The 18222-nt window shown below is 66.0% G+C and carries 12 protein-coding genes and 3 pseudogenes; 10 read left to right on the top strand and 5 right to left on the bottom strand.

The features are described 5' to 3' along the window. Nucleotides 1-3: 3 nt before the first annotated feature. The 3 genes and pseudogenes from FRZ33_RS11595 to FRZ33_RS11585 form a co-directional block, all read right to left on the bottom strand. Nucleotides 4-1610: pseudogene (locus tag FRZ33_RS11595) on the bottom strand (carboxyl transferase domain-containing protein). 143 nt (nucleotides 1611-1753) lie between these two features. Further along, nucleotides 1754-2140: a hypothetical protein gene (locus FRZ33_RS11590; RefSeq protein ID WP_146909805.1), complete on the bottom strand. Its 387-nt coding sequence runs from the start codon at nucleotides 2138-2140 to the stop codon at nucleotides 1754-1756. 164 nt (nucleotides 2141-2304) lie between these two features. Then, a pseudogene (locus FRZ33_RS11585) lies at nucleotides 2305-3479 on the bottom strand (thiolase family protein). A gap of 207 nt (nucleotides 3480-3686) precedes the next feature. Between FRZ33_RS11585 and FRZ33_RS11580 the strand changes: the two are divergent. Then, a complete protein-coding gene (locus tag FRZ33_RS11580; protein WP_146909802.1) occupies nucleotides 3687-5024 on the top strand; it encodes a tetratricopeptide repeat protein in 1338 nt (445 codons plus the stop codon). 66 nt (nucleotides 5025-5090) lie between these two features. On the opposite strand, the gene FRZ33_RS11575 is transcribed toward FRZ33_RS11580, so the two are convergent. After that, nucleotides 5091-6248: an isovaleryl-CoA dehydrogenase gene (locus FRZ33_RS11575; RefSeq protein ID WP_146909801.1), complete on the bottom strand. Its 1158-nt coding sequence runs from the start codon at nucleotides 6246-6248 to the stop codon at nucleotides 5091-5093. Between the two features lie 12 nt (nucleotides 6249-6260). Beyond that, nucleotides 6261-7418 (bottom strand): Glu/Leu/Phe/Val dehydrogenase dimerization domain-containing protein, encoded by a 1158-nt coding sequence (locus tag FRZ33_RS11570; RefSeq protein ID WP_146909799.1) that lies wholly within the window; start codon nucleotides 7416-7418, stop codon nucleotides 6261-6263. 457 nt (nucleotides 7419-7875) lie between these two features. Between FRZ33_RS11570 and FRZ33_RS11565 the strand changes: the two genes are divergently transcribed. From FRZ33_RS11565 to FRZ33_RS11530, 9 genes and pseudogenes are all read left to right on the top strand, one after another. Further along, nucleotides 7876-9045 (top strand): PilT/PilU family type 4a pilus ATPase, encoded by a 1170-nt coding sequence (locus FRZ33_RS11565; RefSeq protein WP_146909797.1) that lies wholly within the window; start codon nucleotides 7876-7878, stop codon nucleotides 9043-9045. A 46-nt stretch (nucleotides 9046-9091) separates the two neighbouring features. After that, nucleotides 9092-9406, top strand: coding sequence for a glycosyltransferase family 2 protein (locus tag FRZ33_RS11560; protein ID WP_146909795.1), 315 nt, complete (start codon nucleotides 9092-9094; stop codon nucleotides 9404-9406). Continuing rightward, nucleotides 9373-9735: a hypothetical protein gene (locus FRZ33_RS11555; protein ID WP_146909793.1), complete on the top strand. Its 363-nt coding sequence runs from the start codon at nucleotides 9373-9375 to the stop codon at nucleotides 9733-9735. Before FRZ33_RS11560 ends, FRZ33_RS11555 begins: the two co-directional genes overlap by 34 nt. Then, entirely contained in the window at nucleotides 9735-11261 is a 1527-nt protein-coding gene (locus FRZ33_RS11550; protein WP_146909791.1) for a tetratricopeptide repeat-containing sulfotransferase family protein, read from the top strand. The genes FRZ33_RS11555 and FRZ33_RS11550 overlap by 1 nt, the downstream gene beginning before the upstream one ends. A gap of 143 nt (nucleotides 11262-11404) precedes the next feature. Then, nucleotides 11405-12672 (top strand): annotated as a pseudogene (locus FRZ33_RS17790) (cobalamin-dependent protein); the annotation flags it as partial. A 362-nt stretch (nucleotides 12673-13034) separates the two neighbouring features. Beyond that, nucleotides 13035-15125, top strand: coding sequence for a methylmalonyl-CoA mutase family protein (locus FRZ33_RS17785; RefSeq protein WP_425480589.1), 2091 nt, complete (start codon nucleotides 13035-13037; stop codon nucleotides 15123-15125). A 53-nt stretch (nucleotides 15126-15178) separates the two neighbouring features. Beyond that, nucleotides 15179-15715, top strand: coding sequence for a hypothetical protein (locus FRZ33_RS11540; RefSeq protein WP_146909790.1), 537 nt, complete (start codon nucleotides 15179-15181; stop codon nucleotides 15713-15715). Nucleotides 15716-15783: 68 nt separating this feature from the next. Further along, a complete protein-coding gene (locus FRZ33_RS11535; protein WP_146909788.1) occupies nucleotides 15784-17169 on the top strand; it encodes an NACHT domain-containing protein in 1386 nt (461 codons plus the stop codon). 128 nt (nucleotides 17170-17297) lie between these two features. Continuing rightward, a complete protein-coding gene (locus tag FRZ33_RS11530; protein WP_227977832.1) occupies nucleotides 17298-18209 on the top strand; it encodes an alpha/beta fold hydrolase in 912 nt (303 codons plus the stop codon). The last annotated feature ends 13 nt before the right edge of the window (nucleotides 18210-18222 follow it).

The following is an 18222-nucleotide window of genomic DNA, read 5'->3' as shown; positions in this document are numbered from 1 at the left end:
TGGTCACATCCGGAACACGCCGAAGCGGTCCTTCTCGATCGGTGCGTTCAGGCTGGCCGACAGCGCCAGGCCCAGCACGCGCCGGGTGTCGGCGGGGTCGATGATGCCGTCATCCCAGAGGCGGGCGGTGGCGTAATACGGGTGGCCCTGGCGTTCGTACTGGTCGCGGATCGGCGCCTTGAAGGCTTCCTCCTCGTCCTTGCTCCAGGTTTTGCCGCTGGCTTCGATGCCGTCGCGCTTCACGGTGGCCAGCACGCTGGACGCCTGTTCGCCGCCCATCACGCTGATGCGTGCGTTCGGCCAGGTCCACAGGAAACGGGCGCCATAGGCGCGGCCGCACATCGCGTAATTGCCGGCGCCGAACGAGCCGCCGATGACGACGGTGAACTTGGGAACGTGCGAGCAGGCCACGGCCGTCACCATCTTGGCGCCGTCCTTGGCGATGCCGGCGTTTTCGTACTTCTTGCCGACCATGAAGCCGGTGATGTTCTGCAGGAACACCAGCGGGATGTCGCGCTGGTTGCACAGCTCGATGAAGTGCGCGCCCTTGAGGGCGCTCTCGGCGAACAGGATGCCGTTGTTGGCGATGATGCCCACGGGGTAGCCGTGGATATGGGCGAAGCCGCAGACCAGAGTCTTGCCGTAGCGCGCCTTGAATTCCTGGAACTCCGAGCCGTCCACGACACGGGCGATGACTTCGCGGATGTCGAACGGCCGGCGCGTGTCCTTCGGGATCACGCCATAAAGTTCTTCCGGCGCGTACAGCGGGTCACGCGGCGGCTGCACGGCCACGGCCAGCTGCTTCTTGCGGTTGAGGTGCTTGACGATGTCGCGGGCGATCTCGAGCGCGTGGCGGTCGTTCTCGGCGAAATGGTCGGCCACGCCGGAAATGGAAGTGTGCACATCCGCGCCGCCCAGGATTCGGCGTCCACGACCTCGCCGGTCGCGGCCTTCACCAGCGGCGGGCCGCCCAGGAAAATCGTGCCCTGTTCCTTGACGATGATGCTTTCGTCGCACATCGCCGGCACGTAGGCGCCGCCCGCGGTGCAACTGCCCATCACCACGGCGACCTGCGGGATGTTCTTCGCGCTCAGCCGGGCCTGGTTGTAGAAGATGCGGCCGAAGTGTTCCTTGTCCGGGAAGACTTCGTCCTGCAGCGGCAGGAAGGCGCCGCCCGAGTCCACCAGATAGACGCAGGGCAGGTGGTTCTCCAGCGCCACTTCCTGCGCGCGCAGGTGTTTCTTCACGGTCATCGGGAAGTAGGTGCCGCCCTTGACCGTGGCGTCGTTGGCCACCACCACCACTTCGATGCCATGGATGCGGCCGATGCCGGTGATCACGCCGGCGGCGGGCGCCGCGTCGTCGTACATGCCGCCGGCGGCCAATGCCGACAGTTCGAGGAAGGGAGAGCCTGGATCGAGCAGGGCGGTCACGCGCTCGCGCGGCAGCAGCTTGCCGCGTTCGGTGTGTCTGGCGCGGGCCTTGTCGCCGCCGCCCAGGGCGGCCTTCGCCAGCTGGGCCTCGAAATCGGCGACGGCGGCGCGCAGTTGCGTGGCGTTGTCCTGGAACTCGGGGGAGCGCGGATCGATCTGGCTGGTGAGGATGGGCATGCGCGGCCACTCGATGGAAAACCCGTCGAGTTTACGGGCCACGCCCGGTCCAGCCTAGCCGCCCGGTCGGGGGCTGGCGGTGGCCCAAAGAAAACGGGCGCGACTCGCGTCGCGCCCGTTCACTCGAAACTTGCAGCTGGGGCTTAGTTGCCGCCTTCAGCAGCGTCGGCAGCCTCTTCGGCGGCGTCAGCGGCGTCTTCAGCCACTTCGGCAGCGTCATCGGCCATATCGGCAGCGGCTTCGGCCGCACCTTCGGCGCCAGCCTCGGCGGCAGCAGCGGCGTCAGCCGCGGCGTCCGTGGCGACTTCGGCAGCGTCGGTAGCAGCTTCGGCGGAAGCATCGGCGGCGTCGGCAGCGACTTCAGACGCGGCGTCGGTGGCGGCAGCAGCGGCGTCGGCGGCCTCGGTGGCGGCAGCATCGGCAGCAGCAGCGGCATCGGTAGCCGCGTCAGCCGCCTGCTCAGCCTGGTTCGAGCAGGCCGCCAGGGCCAGGCCCAGGGCCATGGCGAGCAGGGTCTTGTTCAGGGACATGGGTTGTTTCCTCGTCTAGACGTTTTTAGTAACAGGACGTGCGCCCGCGGCACACGCGTTCAAAATCATGACAAGAACTAGCCGGGAGTCAAGCGGTATCCCGCTTTTACGAAAAATATACTTCTTGCGGTCGCTCGATATCCCGGCAATGCCCCGTTGGCCGATCAGGCCAATTCGATCGCAATGGCGGTCGCTTCGCCACCACCGATGCACAGCGCGGCGACGCCACGCTTGCCGCCCCGGCGCTGCAGGGCGTGGATCAGGGTGACCACCAGACGGGCGCCGGAAGCGCCGATCGGGTGGCCCAGTGCGCAGGCGCCGCCGTTGACGTTCAGCTTGTCGTGGCTGATGCCCAGCTCGCGGATCGGGGCCATGGCCACGGCGGCGAAGGCTTCGTTGACCTCGAACAGGTCCACGTCGGCCACCGACCAGCCGGCCTTGGCCAGCACCTTCTGGATCGCGCCGACCGGGGCCGTGGTGAACCACTCCGGCGCCTGGGCATGGCCGGCATGGGCCACGATGGTGGCCAGCGGGGTCAGGCCCCAGCCTTGGCGGCCTCCTCGGAGGCCAGCACCACGGCGGCGGCGCCGTCGTTGATGCTGGATGAGCTGGCAGCGGTGATGGTGCCGTCCTTCTTGAAGGCCGGGCGCAGGGTCGGGATCTTGCCGATGTCGCAGCGGCCCGGCTGTTCGTCGGTGTCCACCACCACGTCGCCCTTGCGGCCGGCGACGGTGACGGGGGCGATCTCGTCCTTGAAGGCACCCGAGGCCACCGCGGCCTGCGCGCGGCGCACGGACTCGGAGGCAAAGGCGTCCTGTTCCTCGCGGGTGAAGCTGTACTTGCCGGCGCACAGTTCGCCGAACACGCCCATGGCCTGCTTGTCGTAGGGGTTGGTCAGGCCGTCCCAGGCCATGTGGTCCAGCATCTCGGTGCTGCCGTACTTGGTGCCGGTGCGCGAGCCCATCAGCAGGTGCGGGGCATTGGTCATCGACTCCATGCCGCCGGCCACCACGACCGCGGCCGAACCGGCCTTGATCAGGTCGTGGCCCATCATGATCGCCTTCATGCCCGAACCGCACACCTTGTTGATGGTGGTGCAGCCCGCCGCGGTCGGCAGGCCGGCGCCCAGCGCCGCCTGGCGGGCCGGGGCCTGGCCCAGGCCGGCCGGCAGCACGCAGCCCATGATCACCTCATCGACCTTGTCGCCGGACACACCGGCCTGATCCAACGCGGCTTTGATGGCGGTGGTGCCGAGCACGGTGGCGGGCACGCCGGTGAACTGGCCCAGCAGCGCGCCGAGGGCGGTGCGCTTGGCACCGGCGATGATGACCTTGGACATGTTGGCTCCGGAGGAAACGTGGAAACGGCAATTATGCCCGAGCCGGCCAGCCGGCCGCAGGCTTGTTCAGGCGACGTATTGTCCCTTCCCGGGCAACGCCGGCGCCATGGCCGGAACCGCCGGAAACTGGCGGGAACCACATTGGTCGGGCGTATCAGTGTTTGGGACGCTAACCATCCCATCCCCCCACCACCTGTGAGAACGCTGATGATCCACACCGATGCCCACGGCCACCCCCTGAGCGGCGCCAGCGCCCAGGCCGCCTCCCTCTACGACCAGGCGCTGCGCCAGTTCCAGTGTTATTCCGGCGACCCGGTCGCCACCCTGCAGCAGGCCGTGGCCGACAGCCCGCGCTTCGTCATGGGCCACGCCATGCTTGCCTGGCTGTTTCTCACCGCGTCCGAAGCCGGCCCGGCCGGCCTGGCCGCCACCACGCTCAAGGCCGCCGAAGGCCTGAGCGCCACTCCGCGCGAGCAGGCGCACCTGCGCGCCGCCACCGCCTGGGCCGAAGGCCGCTGGCGCCTGGCCGCGCGTGGCCTGGAGGACATCAGCATCGCCCACCCGCGTGATGCGCTGGCCCTGCAGGTCGGCCACCTGCTCGATTTCTTCACCGGCGACGCGCGCATGCTGCGCGACCGCATCAGCCGTGCGCTGCCGGCCTGGTCGGCGGAGCAGCCGGGTTACCACGCCATCCTCGGCATGCACGCCTTCGGGCTGGAGGAGTGCGGCCAGTACGCCCAGGCCGAGTTCGTCGGCCACCGCGCCCTGGAGCTGGACCGCCGCGACGGCTGGGCCTGGCATGCCGTCGCCCACGTGATGGAGATGCAGGACCGGGTGGACGAGGGCATCGCCTGGCTGCACGAGGACAGCGAAGCCTGGTCGAAGGACAGCTTCTTCGCTGTGCACAACTGGTGGCACCTGGCGCTGTACCACCTGGAGCGCGACGAGATACCGGAAGTGCTGGCGCTGTTCGACGGCCCGATCTTCGGGCACAAGCCGGCCACGGCGATGGAGCTGGTGGACGCCTCGGCCATGCTCTGGCGCCTGCAGCTGCGCGGCGTGGACGTGGGTGACCGCTGGCGCGCGGTGGCCGAAGCCTGGGCGCCGCTGGCCCGTGATGGCTGGTACGCCTTCAACGACGTGCATGCGGCCATGGCCTTCGTGTTCGCCGGCCGCCGCGACCTGCTGGCCGAAGTCCGCGAGGCCCAGCGCCGCGCCAGTTCCGGAGCCGGCGACAACGCCCTGTTCACCGCCGAAGTGGGTGCGCCGCTGCTGGAGTCCCTGGTGGCGCTGGCCGAAGGCGACCACCGCCAGGCGGCGCGTGGCCTGCGCTGGGTGCGGCCGGTCGCGCACCGGTTCGGCGGCAGCCATGCCCAGCGCGACCTGATCGACCTGAGCCTGATCGAAGCGGCCATCCGCAGCGGCGACCGCGGCCTGGCCGAAGGCCTGGTGGGCGAACGCGCCGCCACCAAGCCCGAACGCGCCAGCACGGCCGCGATGCTGCGCCGGGCGCTGGCGGCTTCGCCGGTGGCGCAGGCGGCCTGAGGTCAGCGGAAAGTAGAAGGGCGGAGCCTCGCGGCTCCGCCCTTCGTGTTTTCCGGAAAATGCGGCTCAGCCGCGGTCTTCGAACAGCTCGCGGCCGATCAGCATGCGGCGGATCTCGTTGGTGCCGGCGCCGATCGCATAAAGCTTGGCGTCGCGCAGGATCCGGCCGGTGTCGTACTCATTGATGTAGCCGTTGCCGCCCAGGGCCTGGATGCCTTCCAGCGCCACCTGCACGGCGGCTTCGCTGGCGTGCAGCAGGCAGCTGGCCGAATCAATGCGGCTGGCGCGACCGGCGTCGAAATCGCGCGCCACCTGGTAGGCGAAGGCGCGGGACGACTGCAGCGCGGTGTACATGTCGGCGATCTTGCCCTGCATCAGGCCGAAGGTGCCGATGGCCTGGTCGAACTGTTTCCGTTCGCGCACGTAGGGCAGGGCGATGTCCATCGCGGCCTGCATCAGGCCAATGGGACCACCGGTCAGCACCAGCCGCTCCGTGTTCAACCCGCTCATCAGGACTTTCACGCCCTGGTTCACCTCACCCAGCACGTTCTCGGCCGGGATGGCGCAGTTCTCGAACACCAGCTCGCAGGTGTTGGAGCCACGCATGCCCAGCTTGTCCAGCTTCTGCGCGGTGCTGAAACCCTTCATGCCTTTTTCGACGATGAAGGCGGTCATGCAGCGGCTGCCGCTGTCCTTGCCGGCGGTGCGCATGTAGACCACCAGCACATCGGCCTCGGGGCCGTTGGTGATCCACATCTTGCTGCCGTTGGCGATCCACTGGCCGTCGCGCAGCTCGGCGCGGCAGCTCATCGAGCCGACCACGTCCGAACCCGCGCCCGGTTCGCTCATCGCCAGCGCGCCTTTCCATTCGCCGCTGCACAGCTTGGGCAGGTACTTGCGGCGCTGGGCGTCGTTGCCGTTGGCGTAGAGGTTGGCCACGCACAGGTTCGAATGCGCACCGTAGCTCAGGCCGACCGAACCGGAGGCGCGGGAGATTTCCTCCATCGCCACCAGGTGGGCCAGGTAACCCATGTCGCTGCCGCCGAACTCGGCGGGCACGGTCATGCCCAGCAGGCCCAGGTCGCCCAGCTTGGTCCACAGGTCGGCGGGGAAGAGGTTGTCGTGGTCGATCTGCGCGGCCCGCGGCGCGATCTCGCTCTCGGCGAAGCGCCGCACGGCGTCGCGCAGGGCGTCGAGGTCTTCACCAAGGGGGAACGTACGCATGACGACTCCGTGTCAGGAATGGATAGCCAGTCTGACCGGGCCTGCGTGCAGGCCCGGTGCAGACGGTGGATCAGTTGCCGCGGCGGCCCTGGAAGCGGGGGCCGGGGCGCCGAGATGCGGCAGGCGCAGCTTGCCGATGGCGGTGATGCGCTCCTCGGCCATGCGGTCGGCCGCCTGGTTGGTCGGGATGCCGTCGCGCTTGCTGATCTCGAAGATGCGGCCCAGGTTGTAGTAGATCGTCCGCATCATGCGCATGGCGCGCTCGCGGTTGTAGCCGTCGATTTCCAGCGAGACGTTCATCAGGCCGCCGGCGTTCACGGCGTAGTCGGGCGCGTACAGCATGCCCTTGGCCGCCACTTCCACGCCCATCTGGTCGTTGGCCAGCTGGTTGTTGGCGGCGCCGCAGATGACCTTGCACTTCAGGCGCGGCAGGGTCTTTTCGTTGATGGTGCCGCCCAGCGCGGTCGGCGAGTACACATCGGCGTCCACGTCGTAGATGTCGTCCAGGGCCACGGCCTCGCAGCCGAACTCGTCCACGGCGCGCTGCACGGCGTCCTTGTTGATGTCGGTGACGAAGACCTTGGCGCCGCGCTCGCGCAGCAGCTTCACGAACTCCATGCCCACGTGGCCCACGCCCTGCACGGCGTAGGAGTAGTTGCCCACTTCCTCGTTGCCGAACTTGACCTGCAGCGCGGCCATCAGGCCCTGCAGGGTGCCGTAGGCGGTGAACGGCGACGGGTCGCCCGAGCCGCCGTGCACCTGGTGCACGCCGGTGACGTATTCGGTCTCGCGCAGCACGTATTCCATGTCGTTGACGTCGATGCCCACGTCTTCGGCGGTGATGTAGCGGCCGCCCAGCGAGTTGACGAAACGGCCGAAGGCGCGGAACAGCGCTTCGGACTTGTCCTTGTTCGGGTCGCCCCAGATCACCGCCTTGCCGCCGCCCAGGTTCAGGCCCGACACCGCCGCCTTGTAGGTCATGCCGCGGCTCAGGCGCAGCACGTCGTTCAAGGCCTCGGCCTCGCTGGCGTACGGCCACATGCGCGTGCCGCCCAGCGCGGGGCCCAGCACGGTGTTGTGGATCGCGATGATGGCCTTCAGGCCCGCGTCCTTGTTGTGGCAGAACACCACTTCCTCGTGGTTCGAGGTCGAGATGGTTTCGAAGATCATGGAAAGCTCCGGGGTCCGGCGGAAAACGCGGCCGCCTGCGCGGATGCGGGCGTGCGTCTTTACTCGAAGAGTGTTCCGCAAGTGATTGATTTGGTTCGGCCTATCCCTGGACAGCAGGGGCTGTCCCGGGCCGAGGCGCGCCGTAGTGTAAAGCAAACGCTCTAGACGGACAGGAGGCGGCGTCGCGGGTCGCCTGCATGCGCCCATCGGTCCATTTCGACCGTTGGGCGGGCCTGGCCAAAAGGCTGGCCGGTAATTCCGGTGGCGGTCGTTCCTAGAAGAGCTTGGCGGTTTTGTCTCTCCCCGGAGAACCGCCAGCCTCCAACCCTTAGAGCAGGGTTCATTGGGCGACCGCCACGCGGTCGCCCTTTTTTTTGCTTCGCGACGCCATCGGCCGTCACATGACCGAGCCCCCGTCCGTGGCACGTTTCTATTGCTTGCCAGACAGGAATCCCCCATGCCTCTCGAGCTCGACCAGTACCTCCGCCAGATGGTGGACGAGGACGCCTCCGACCTGTTCCTCAGTGCCGGCGCGCCCGCCTGCCTGAAGGATGACGGCCGCATCCGCCGCCTCAACGACGAGCCGCTGGCGGGTGAGCACATCCAGGCCATGGCCATGTCGGTGATGAACGAGCGCGAGCGCGCCGAGTTCGAAGCCGAGTGGGAAATGAACCTCGGCATCACCCGTCCCGGCATCGGCCGCTTCCGCGTCAACCTGTACCGCCAGCGCGGCGAGGTGGCGATGGTGGTGCGCTACATCACCGACGACATCCCGTCCTTCGACAGCCTGAACCTGCCGCCCGTGCTCAAGGACCTGGTGATGCTGCCGCGCGGCCTGGTGCTGGTGGTCGGTTCCACCGGCGCCGGCAAGTCCACCACGCTGGCGGCGCTGATCGACCACCGCAACCGCAGCCGCACCGACCACATCCTCACCATCGAGGAACCGATCGAATACGTGCACCGGCACCGTTTGAGCGTGGTGGACCAGCGCGAGGTCGGCCTGGACACCAAGAGCTACGCCAATGCCCTGAAAAACGCCATGCGCGAAGCACCCGACGTGATCATGATCGGCGAGATCCGCGACCGCGAAACCATGCAGGCCGCGATCGCCTATGCCGAAACCGGCCACCTTTGCCTGTCCACCCTGCACGCCAACAACGCCAACCAGACCCTGGACCGGATCCTGAACTTCTTCCCGGAAGCGGCCCGCGACCAGTTGCTGGCCGACCTGTCGCAGAACCTGCAGGCCGTGGTCAGCCAGCGCCTGTTGCCGGCGATCGGCGGCGGCCGGGTGCCGGCGGTGGAAGTGCTGGTGAGCACGCCCTATGTGCGCAACCTGATCGAGAAGGGCGAAGTCGGCAATCTGAAGGACACCATGCGCCTGGATTCGGGCAATGGCATGCAGACCTTCGATGAGGCGCTGTTCCAGTTGTATTCGGAAGGCCGGGTGTCCTACGCCGACATCATGGAACATGCCGACTCGCGCACCGACCTGGCCCTGCGGGTGCGGCTGAAGGGCGGGCAGGGCGTGCTGGACCAGGCCGGCTTCAGCCTGGACACGCTGCCGGAAGAAGACGAGAAAAAGCCAGCTGAGCGTTTCATCCGCGGTTCCGGGGCGGCCGCGTAGGGTCGGGGCGATGAAAAGCCCGCCTGAAACTTCTAGACTCGCCGCCATGGGCGACCTGCAACGTGTTGACGACCTTCCGGGCAGCTTCGGCTACGGCTCGGGCGTGCTGTACGGCCTGCCGCAGCCGCCGCGCTGGATGGGGCAGGTCAACCCCGACCTGCAGAAGGTCATCCTGCTGCTCGATTCCGGCGACCTGCTGTTCGGCCACCTCACCGGCCTGGACTGGGAAGGCGGCAACGTCATCCTGCGCGCCGGCGAGGAAACCCATTCAATCCCATCGGCGACCTGCGCGGCATACTGCTCAGCGCCGACACCGAAGGCCGCGCCGTGGCGCCGCCGGGCTCGGTCACCAGCACCCTGAAGTACCGCGACGGCGGCGAGTGGACGCTGTTCGCCCACACCGCCAGCGCCGACCTGTTCGGTGCCGGTTTCTTTGCCCTTACCGACGGCGAACTGCACGCCATCTTCGTGCCCTGGCGCGCCCTGGCCGACAACCGCGTCACCTTCGAATCCGGCCTGGACGACCACAGCCGCGCCCGCCTGCAGCGCGAAGTCGCCTTCCGCCGCGGCGCCGAGATCGACCGCCTGCGCGGCGCCAGCCTCAACCTGGTGGACGCCGCCGGCCGCCCGGCGGTCGAAGCCCGCTGCACGGCCTTCGCCAAGTCCTTCTGCCAGACCCTGGGCGGCTGATGACCAATCCGTCCCTGCCGCGCTGGCAGCGCGCGGAAGCCCTGCTGGCCGCACGGCAACTCGAACCGGCCCGCGACCTGTACCTGGAACTGCTGGCCGACCCGGACTGGATCCTGCCCGCGCGCCTGCGCCTGGGCGCCATCGCCCTGGAAACCGCTCAACTGCGCGCGGCCGTGGACCACGCCCTGGCCGCCTTCGACACCCGCGAACCCGACCCGGTGCTGCTGGAAGCGCTGTGCCGGCTGCTGTTGAACGTCGGCGAACTGCGCCACGCGCTGGCCTGCGTGGACGACCCGAGCATCGCCACCTGCACCGACGCCGCCGTGCTGGCCGGCCTGGGCCGCATGATGGCCGACCAGGGCGTGCCCGAACGCGCCATCGCCCTGCTGCGCCGCGCGCGTTCGCTGGGTGCCGACAGCGCCGACCTGCATTACCAGCTGGGTTACGCCGAAAGTTACGCCGGGCACGACGACGCGGCCGAAACCGAACTCGAGGCCTGCCTGGCCCGCGCGCCCGACCACGCGCCTGCCTTCCGCACGCTGGCGAAACTGCGCCGCGCCACCCCGGCCCGCAACCACGTGGACCGCCTGCGCGCCGCCATCGCGCGCGTTCCCGAACAACACCCCGACACCCCGCTGCTGCACTACGCCCTGTTCAAGGAACTCGACGACCTGGGCGACACCGCCGCCGCCTGGCCAGCCCTGGAAACCGGCATGCGCCTGCGCCGGCTGCAGCTGCGCTACGACCCTGCCGCCGATGCGGCACTGTTCGAACAGCTGATGCAGGTGCGCGCCACCGCCACGCCGCCGCCGGTGGAACCCGGCCCAGTACCGATCTTCATCGTCGGCATGCCGCGCTCGGGCACGACCCTGCTGGAGCGCATCGTCGGCGGCCACCCCGACGTGACCGACGCCGGCGAACTGCGCGACTTCACCGTGCAGCTGCGCTGGTGCACCGAAGTCTTCGGCGGCCCCCAGCCCGACGCCGCCTTGGCCCGCGCCGCCGCCCGCACCGACCTGTCCACGCTGGGCCGCCGTTACCTGGACCACACGCAGTGGCATGCGCAGGGCAGGGCGTTCTACACCGACAAGATGCCGGCCAACTTCCTCAACGTCGGCTACCTCGCCAACGTGCTGCCGCAGGCGCGCTTCCTGCACCTGGTGCGCGACCCGATGGACGTGTGCTTCTCCAACCTCAAGGAACTGTTCGGCGACGCCTACCCGCACAGCTACGACCAGGGCGAGATGGCCGCGCATTTCCTGCGCTACCGGAAGCTGATGGCGCACTGGCACACGCAGTTCCCCGGCCGCCTGCTGGACGTGGCCTACGACGCCCTGGTCTCCGACCCCGAAACCACCGCCCACGCCGTGCTGGCCCACTGCGGCCTGCCCCCGCCATCGGCCTGTCCGCCATCGAATCCCGCACCGGCACCGTCGCCACCGCCAGCGCCGCCCAGGTCCGCGAACCCATCCACCGCCGCTTCCTCGGCCAATGGCGCCGCTACGAATCCCACCTGCAGCCCCTGAAGGCCGCACTGGGCGATTAGGCCTTCGCCGCGGCACATCACTTCTCCCTCCCTCGCGCAGCGGGGGAGGGCCGGGGAGGGGGCACAACCTCGCGAGGCAGTTACAATCGGGCCATCCCCGCCTTAGCTGTCCGAGCGCGCCCCATGAGCACCCCCGCCTCCCACCTCCCCACCGCCGACACCCAGACCGAACGCCAGCCCCTGCGCTTCGTCACCGCGGCCAGCCTGTTCGACGGCCACGACGCCGCCATCAACATCATGCGCCGCCTGATCCAGGCGCAAGGCGTGGAAGTGGTGCACCTGGGCCACAACCGAAGCGTCGAAGACGTGGTGCGCGCCGCCCTGCAGGAAGACGCCGACGGCATCGCCCTCAGCAGCTACCAGGGCGGCCACACCGAATACTTCAAGTACATGGTGGACATGCTGAAGGAACGCGGCGCCGAACACATCCGCGTCTTCGGCGGCGGCGGCGGCACCATCACCCCGGAAGAAATCAAGGAACTGCAGGACTACGGCGTCGAGCGCATCTACCACCCCAACGACGGCATGCAGATGGGCCTGGTGGCGATGATCGAAGACCTGGTCCGCCGCACCGAGGTGGCCCGCCAGGCGCGCAGCGCCGCCCCGCCGCCAAGGGCAAGAAGGGCAATAAGGACGCCGAATCCACATTCCCCGCCAAGCTCGACATCAACGACGAGATCAGCATCGGCAAAATGCTGACCGCCATCGAAGAAGGCGAACTCGACGAAACCCAGCTGGCCACCCTGCGCAAGGAATGGCAGCTGGCCGGCGGCAAGACCCCGGTCATCGGCCTCACCGGCACCGGCGGCGCGGGCAAGTCGTCCGTCACCGACGAGCTGATGAACCGCTTCCTGCAGCACTTCCCGGAAATGCGCATCGCGGTGATCAGCGTCGACCCGACCCGCCGCCGCACCGGCGGCGCCCTGCTGGGCGACCGCATCCGAATGAACAGCCTGCGCAGCCCGCGCGTGTTCATGCGCTCCATGGCCACCCGCCGCCAGAACGCCGCCATCAACCTGGTGCTGAAGGACTGCGTGGCCTTCCTGCGTGGCCAGGGCTACGACCTGGTGATGGTGGAAACCGCCGGCATTGGCCAGAGCGATTCGGAAATCGTGGACCTGGTGGACTTCCCGGTCTACGTGATGACCAGCGACTTCGGCGCGCCCAGCCAGCTCGAGAAGATCGACATGATCGACTACGCCGAGCTGGTGGTGCTGAACAAGTTCGACAAACGCGGCGCCGAAGACGCCCTGCGCGACGTGCGCAAGCAGTGGAAGCGCAACCGCACCGCCTTCACGATGAAGGACGAGGACGTGCCGGTCTATCCGACCATCGCCTCGCAGTTCAACGACCCGGGCGTGAGCTGGATGTTCGCGAACCTGTGTCGTTTGGTGAAGGCCAAGCTGCAGCCCAACAGCGCGCACTGTGACTTCGCGCCGAACGTCGACACCGCCCTGAAGGAACCGCGCGCCACCGTGCTGATCCCCGGCGCCCGCACGCGTTACCTGGCCGAGATCGCCGAACAGGGCCGCCACATCAACACCGCCATCGAGCGCCAGGCCGAAGCCGCCGACCGCGCCCAGAGCTACTGGCAGAGCCTGCGCGACCTGGAAGACCCGGACCTGCCGCGCCAGCTCGACCTCTACGACCCGCACCACCTGATGCTGCAGCGCGCCCCGGCCACCCCGGCGGCAGCCCGAACGAATACCCCGCCTGCGGCGAACGCCGCACCGGCGGCGACCGCCGCAAGGTCGTGTTCAAGTGGCAGCAGGCCCTGGGCGAACGCGCCGACGGCAGCCGCCCGGTGCAGGAAGAACGCCGCGTCGCCGCCACGGTGGACCGCAGCCTGGTCACCCTGCGCCAGCGTTACAACGACGCGGTGAAGGCGCTGAGCGCCGAAGCCATCACCCTGCTGCGCGAATGGCCCGAGCGCCTGAAATCCATCACCGACGAAGTGGGCGAGTACAAGGTCCGCGACAAGGTGCTGCGCGTAGAGAACTACCGCGAATCCCTGAGCCACCAGAAGATCCCGAAGATCGCCGCGCCCAAGTACACCAGCTGGGGCGAACTGCTGACCTTCCTGAGCAAGGAAAACCTGCCGGGCGCCTACCCGTACACCGGCGGCGTATACCCCTACCGCCGCACCGGCGAAGACCCCATCCGCATGTTCGCGGGCGAGGGCACGCCCGAACGCACCAACCGGCGTTTCCATTACCTCAGCGTCGGCCAGCCGGCCGCGCGCCTGTCCACCGCCTTCGACAGCGTCACCCTGTACGGCGAGGACCCGGCCGAACGCCCGGACATCTACGGCAAGATCGGCAACAGCGGCGTGTCCATCGCCACCCTGGACGACATGAAGAAGCTGTATTCCGGCTTCGACCTCTGTGCGCCCTCGACCTCGGTTTCCATGACGATCAACGGCCCGGCGCCGATGATCCTGGCGATGTTCATGAACACGGCTATCGACCAGCAGGTCGAGAAGTACCTGCGTGAGGACCAGAAGCGCTGGGACGAGGCGCACGCGAAGATCGAGGCCTTCTTCGAAGGCAAGAAGCGCCCCGAGTACCACGGCGAGCTTCCGCCCACGAACGACGGCCTCGGCCTGGGCTTGCTGGGCATCACCGGCGACCAGTTGGTCGAGCCGGAAATCTACGAACAGATCAAGGCCAAAACCCTAAGCACCGTGCGCGGCACCGTGCAGGCCGACATCCTGAAGGAAGACCAGGCCCAAAACACCTGCATCTTCAGCACCGAATTCGCCCTGCGCATGATGGGCGACATCCAGCAGTTCTTCGTCGACCGAAAGGTGCGCAACTTCTATTCGGTCTCGATCAGCGGGTACCACATCGCGGAAGCCGGGGCCAACCCGATCTCCCAATTGGCCTTCACGCTGAGCAACGGCTTCACCATCGTCGAGTACTACCTCGCGCGCGGCATGCACATCGACGACTTCGCGCCGAACCTGAGCTTCTTCTTCAGCAACGGCATGGACCCGGAATACACGGTGATCGGCCGCGTGGCCCGCCGCATCTGGGCCCGCGCCATGCGCGAACGTTACGGCGCCAACGAACGCAGCCAGATGCTGAAGTACCACATCCAGACCAGCGGCCGCAGCCTGCACGCGCAGGAGATCCAGTTCAACGACATCCGCACCACGCTGCAGGCCCTGTACGCGCTGTTCGACAACTGCAACAGCCTGCATACCAACGCCTACGACGAAGCCATCACCACGCCGACCGAAGAAAGCGTGCGCCGCGCCGTGGCCATCCAGATGATCATCAACAAGGAACTGGGGCTCAACTTCAACGAGAACCCCTGGCAGGGCAGCTTCGCCGTGGACCACCTGACCGACCTGGTGGAAGAGGCCGTGTACAAGGAATTCGAAGCCCTGAGCGAACGCGGCGGCGTACTGGGCGCCATGGACACCATGTACCAGCGCGGCAAGATCCAGGAAGAAAGCCTGTACTACGAACACAAAAAACACGACGGCAGCCTGCCCCTGGTGGGCGTGAACACCTTCCTGCCCAAGGACCACGCCGGCGAAGTGGCCACCACCATCGAGCTGATCCGCAGCACCGAACCCGAAAAAGACGCCCAAATCGCCAACGTCCGCACCTTCCAGGCCGCCCGCAACTCCCTCCCCCTGCTGGCAGGGGGAGAGGGCGGCGAAGCCGCCCGAGGGGGTGGAACCCGAAGCGCGAACCCACTCAGCTACCTACAAACCACCGCCCGTGACCGCAAAAACATCTTCGCGGCGTTGATGGAGGCGGTGAAGACGCATTCGTTGGGGCAGATCAGTCACGCGCTTTATGAGGTGGGTGGGGAGTACCGCCGGAATATGTAAGTAGGGCCCTTCATAGTTGTTGAAAATTCCAGTCGATTCAGAAGGAACTACCTGTGGTTGAAAGCAAAAGTTACCTTCTAGTCGATCTGCTGCTGGATGCTGTAAATAGCCCATATGGGCGGCTTTTCATCGGCATTGGAAGCTTCATCGGTGCGGTTGCGGTAGTTTTGCGTCTCATAAATGCAGTTCGTGAGTACCGTGATCGCTCAAAAAGCAGGCAATTTGCGGCGGTGTTGGCCTCAAATGCTGGAATTCAGTCTCTCTCGGCTGAGGACGTTTCCGCGGCAGTACGCTTCTACGTGGAACCAAACTGCACACAAACGGATCCTTCTGATGAGAAGGATCTTCGGAATGTGGTCGCTTTGGCCCCACTGTTTAAGACGGTAGAAAGCTACTTTCAGTCCGGAGGAGAGAAGCGGCATTTACTGGTGCTGGCAGACTCAGGGATGGGGAAGACAAGTTTTTGCATAAATTACTTCGTCAAAGAGGCTGGAAAGGGTGGCAAAGGATCGCCAATAGTGATCATTCCGCTGGGTCGGGGGATGCATTCACGCAAATTTCGGCGGTCAAGAATAAACGAGAAACGATAGCTTTCCTCGACGCTTTCGATGAGGACCCTGGGGCAATTGGCAACAAAGCGCAGCGCCTGGCGGATCTGATGAATGCTGCAGCAGATTTTCGGAACATTGTCGTGACCTGTCGGACCCAGTTTTTCGACAACGATGATTCGATTCCAAAAGGGTCTGGCGTGATGTACGCAGGACCGCGCAGGGCCGGCGTTCCGAGAGAGCTCCCTCTGTATAAGATATTTCTTGCGCCATTCTCACGCGAACAGATCGAGATATTTATACGACGGAATTTTCCGTTCTTCTCGATTAGTAATGGTGCACTAAGAAGAAAAGCAAGAGGTCTTGTTGAAGCAATTCCAGAGTTGAGTGTTAGGCCGATGCTCTTGGAGTTGCTTCCAGATTTGGTTCGAGAGGGCCGCAAAGTTTCGGAGCTCTTTGAGCTCTACTCTTTCTTGGTCGATAAGTGGGTGCTTAGGGAGAAGGGCTGGATCGAGCCAGAGCATTTGCTTGGCATTTCAACTGAACTGGCAATCGTTCTCTTGGAGAAGCAGCAGGCGGGCGGTGGAGACAGGCTCTCTCCAGATGAACTGGGGAAGATTGCCTCACAGCACAGTCATCCACTGGATGAGTGGAAACTAAAGTCTCGGTCATTATTGAATCGTGACATTGCAGGCCACTACAAGTTCGCGCATCGATCTGTGCTTGAGTTCTTTATTGTCCGAGGGATCATTCAGGGAGATCGAAGGTGTTTCGCTCTCGATTGGACGGACTTGATTAAGGACCTGCTGGTAAGTTGGGGTCAGCTGAATGCATCTAACTCCACGCTCTTGGCACAAATGATTGGAAGCGATAGCGCGACACGAGAGCGGTTGTATTCGCTTGCAAGCCCGTTGCCGATCCCCTCGTTGAGATCTGCCGCAAGTGTTCGTGATGTGTTGAGAAAGCGGGATATCTCTCGGAGGCATGCTCGGACGATTCCTGTTGCATGGAGGAACTGCCAGTACCGGGTAATGACAAATGGAAAGTCCCTCCAATCTTTGGCTTACATCATTGATGATGGGACGCACGGACTTCGTTGGTTTGTAAATGACACGTCCCAAATTGAGGATGCCTCGGACCGCGGAATCTTTCGCGAGAAGTACAGTTCAATAATGAGGGTCGCGGGCGGGAAGCGACTTCCTTCCCTTGAAGAGGTAATTACCATCTGGGAGAGTGAGATTTACTTGTCAAACGAGACGGCTGTCCGGCGCGTCTTTGATGATAGAGAGGTCTACTGGATCGGTGATTCGACCGAAGGAGGAATCTTGTGTTGTTCGTTCGGGATTGAGTCGTTGGCTGGTTTTCCACTAAAGCTAATTGGTACTCGCGTGGCAGAGGGTCGAAGAAACTTGCACGTTTATGAAATGCTTGCGAAGCATGGTTCAGTCGCTGGAAAGCAATATGAAGCCATGGTGGTTGCCATTGACGGGGCATAGAAGTCTTACTCGCGCTCAGGGCGGCGCTCCCAATCTCGTGTCAGACGTGGCGCCAAAGCCCGGCCGAGCGCCAGATGGCGCACCAGACGGCCGCCGCATGGATGCAGGGCCTACAGGCTGAGGTTCGCGTGACCCGTTACGAACAGGCCGCCAAGTTCACGCTCACGTTTCAGGGCCACCGCCTGCAGGCGAGCCGGGACGGGCAGGGGCCGGCGCTATGGCTTATCCACGGGTTCCCGACCTCGAGCCGTGACTGGCGCGAGGTGTGGCCCGAGCTGTCGACACACCACGAACTCTTCGCCCTCGACATGCTCGGCTTCGGCGCCTCGGCCAAGCCGCGAAACTTCGACTATTCCATCGCCGCCTCGGCCGACCAGTGGGTGGCGCTGGCCGAGGCCACGGGCGTGCGCGAGGTGGCGGTACTGGCGCACGACTACGGCAATACCGTGGCGCAGGAACTGCTGGCGCGGCAGCGCGAGGGCCGGCTGGGGTTCCGCATCACGTCGGTTGCCTTCCTCAATGGCGGGCTGTTCCCCGAGGCCACGCGGCCGCTGCGTATCCAGCGCCTGCTGGCCGGGCCGCTGGGGCCGCTGCTGGCGCGCTTCGTCAGCGAGCGCACCTTTACCGCCAGCCTGCAGCGCATCTGCACGCGGCCCTGGCCCGCCGGCGAGCTGGCCGAAGCCTGGAAGCAGCTCACCCGCGACGGCGGCAAGGCGGTGATGCCCAAGCTGCTGCGCTACATCGCCGAACGCCACCAGCATCGCGACCGCTGGGTCGGCGCCCTGCAGCACGCCACCGTGCCCATCGCCCTGATCAACGGCCTGGAAGACCCCATCTCCGGCCGCAGCATCGTCGCCCGCTGGCGCGAGCTGCTGCCGCAGGCGCCGGTGTACGAACTGCCGGGCGTGGGGCATTACCCGCAGGTGGAGGCGCCGGGGAGGTGTTGGCGGCGTATCGGGATTTCACGCGCACCAGTTGAAGGGATCGCGAGAGCTGATCCTCAGGGCGGCTGGTGCGCGTCGGCTTCGGCGCCAGGCTAGGTGAGTCCACGAA

Source organism: Arenimonas daejeonensis (genome assembly GCF_007993735.1).
Lineage (GTDB): Bacteria > Pseudomonadota > Gammaproteobacteria > Xanthomonadales > Xanthomonadaceae > Arenimonas > Arenimonas daejeonensis.
Note: the sequence above shows the minus strand (reverse complement) of the source record. Positions and strands in the feature narration are given on the sequence as shown.

What these genes read in the sequence shown, in the direction of transcription:
- FRZ33_RS11535 (WP_146909788.1), top strand. Translation starts at nt 15,784, where the DNA reads ATGAATGCTGCAGCAGATTTTCGGAACATTGTCGTGACCTGTCGGACC.
- FRZ33_RS11570 (WP_146909799.1), bottom strand. Translation starts at nt 7,418, where the DNA reads ATGATCTTCGAAACCATCTCGACCTCGAACCACGAGGAAGTGGTGTTC.
- FRZ33_RS11560 (WP_146909795.1), top strand. Translation starts at nt 9,092, where the DNA reads ATGGGCGACCTGCAACGTGTTGACGACCTTCCGGGCAGCTTCGGCTAC.
- FRZ33_RS11565 (WP_146909797.1), top strand. Translation starts at nt 7,876, where the DNA reads ATGCCTCTCGAGCTCGACCAGTACCTCCGCCAGATGGTGGACGAGGAC.
- FRZ33_RS11575 (WP_146909801.1), bottom strand. Translation starts at nt 6,248, where the DNA reads ATGCGTACGTTCCCCCTTGGTGAAGACCTCGACGCCCTGCGCGACGCC.
- FRZ33_RS11580 (WP_146909802.1), top strand. Translation starts at nt 3,687, where the DNA reads ATGATCCACACCGATGCCCACGGCCACCCCCTGAGCGGCGCCAGCGCC.
- FRZ33_RS11550 (WP_146909791.1), top strand. Translation starts at nt 9,735, where the DNA reads ATGACCAATCCGTCCCTGCCGCGCTGGCAGCGCGCGGAAGCCCTGCTG.
- FRZ33_RS11590 (WP_146909805.1), bottom strand. Translation starts at nt 2,140, where the DNA reads ATGTCCCTGAACAAGACCCTGCTCGCCATGGCCCTGGGCCTGGCCCTG.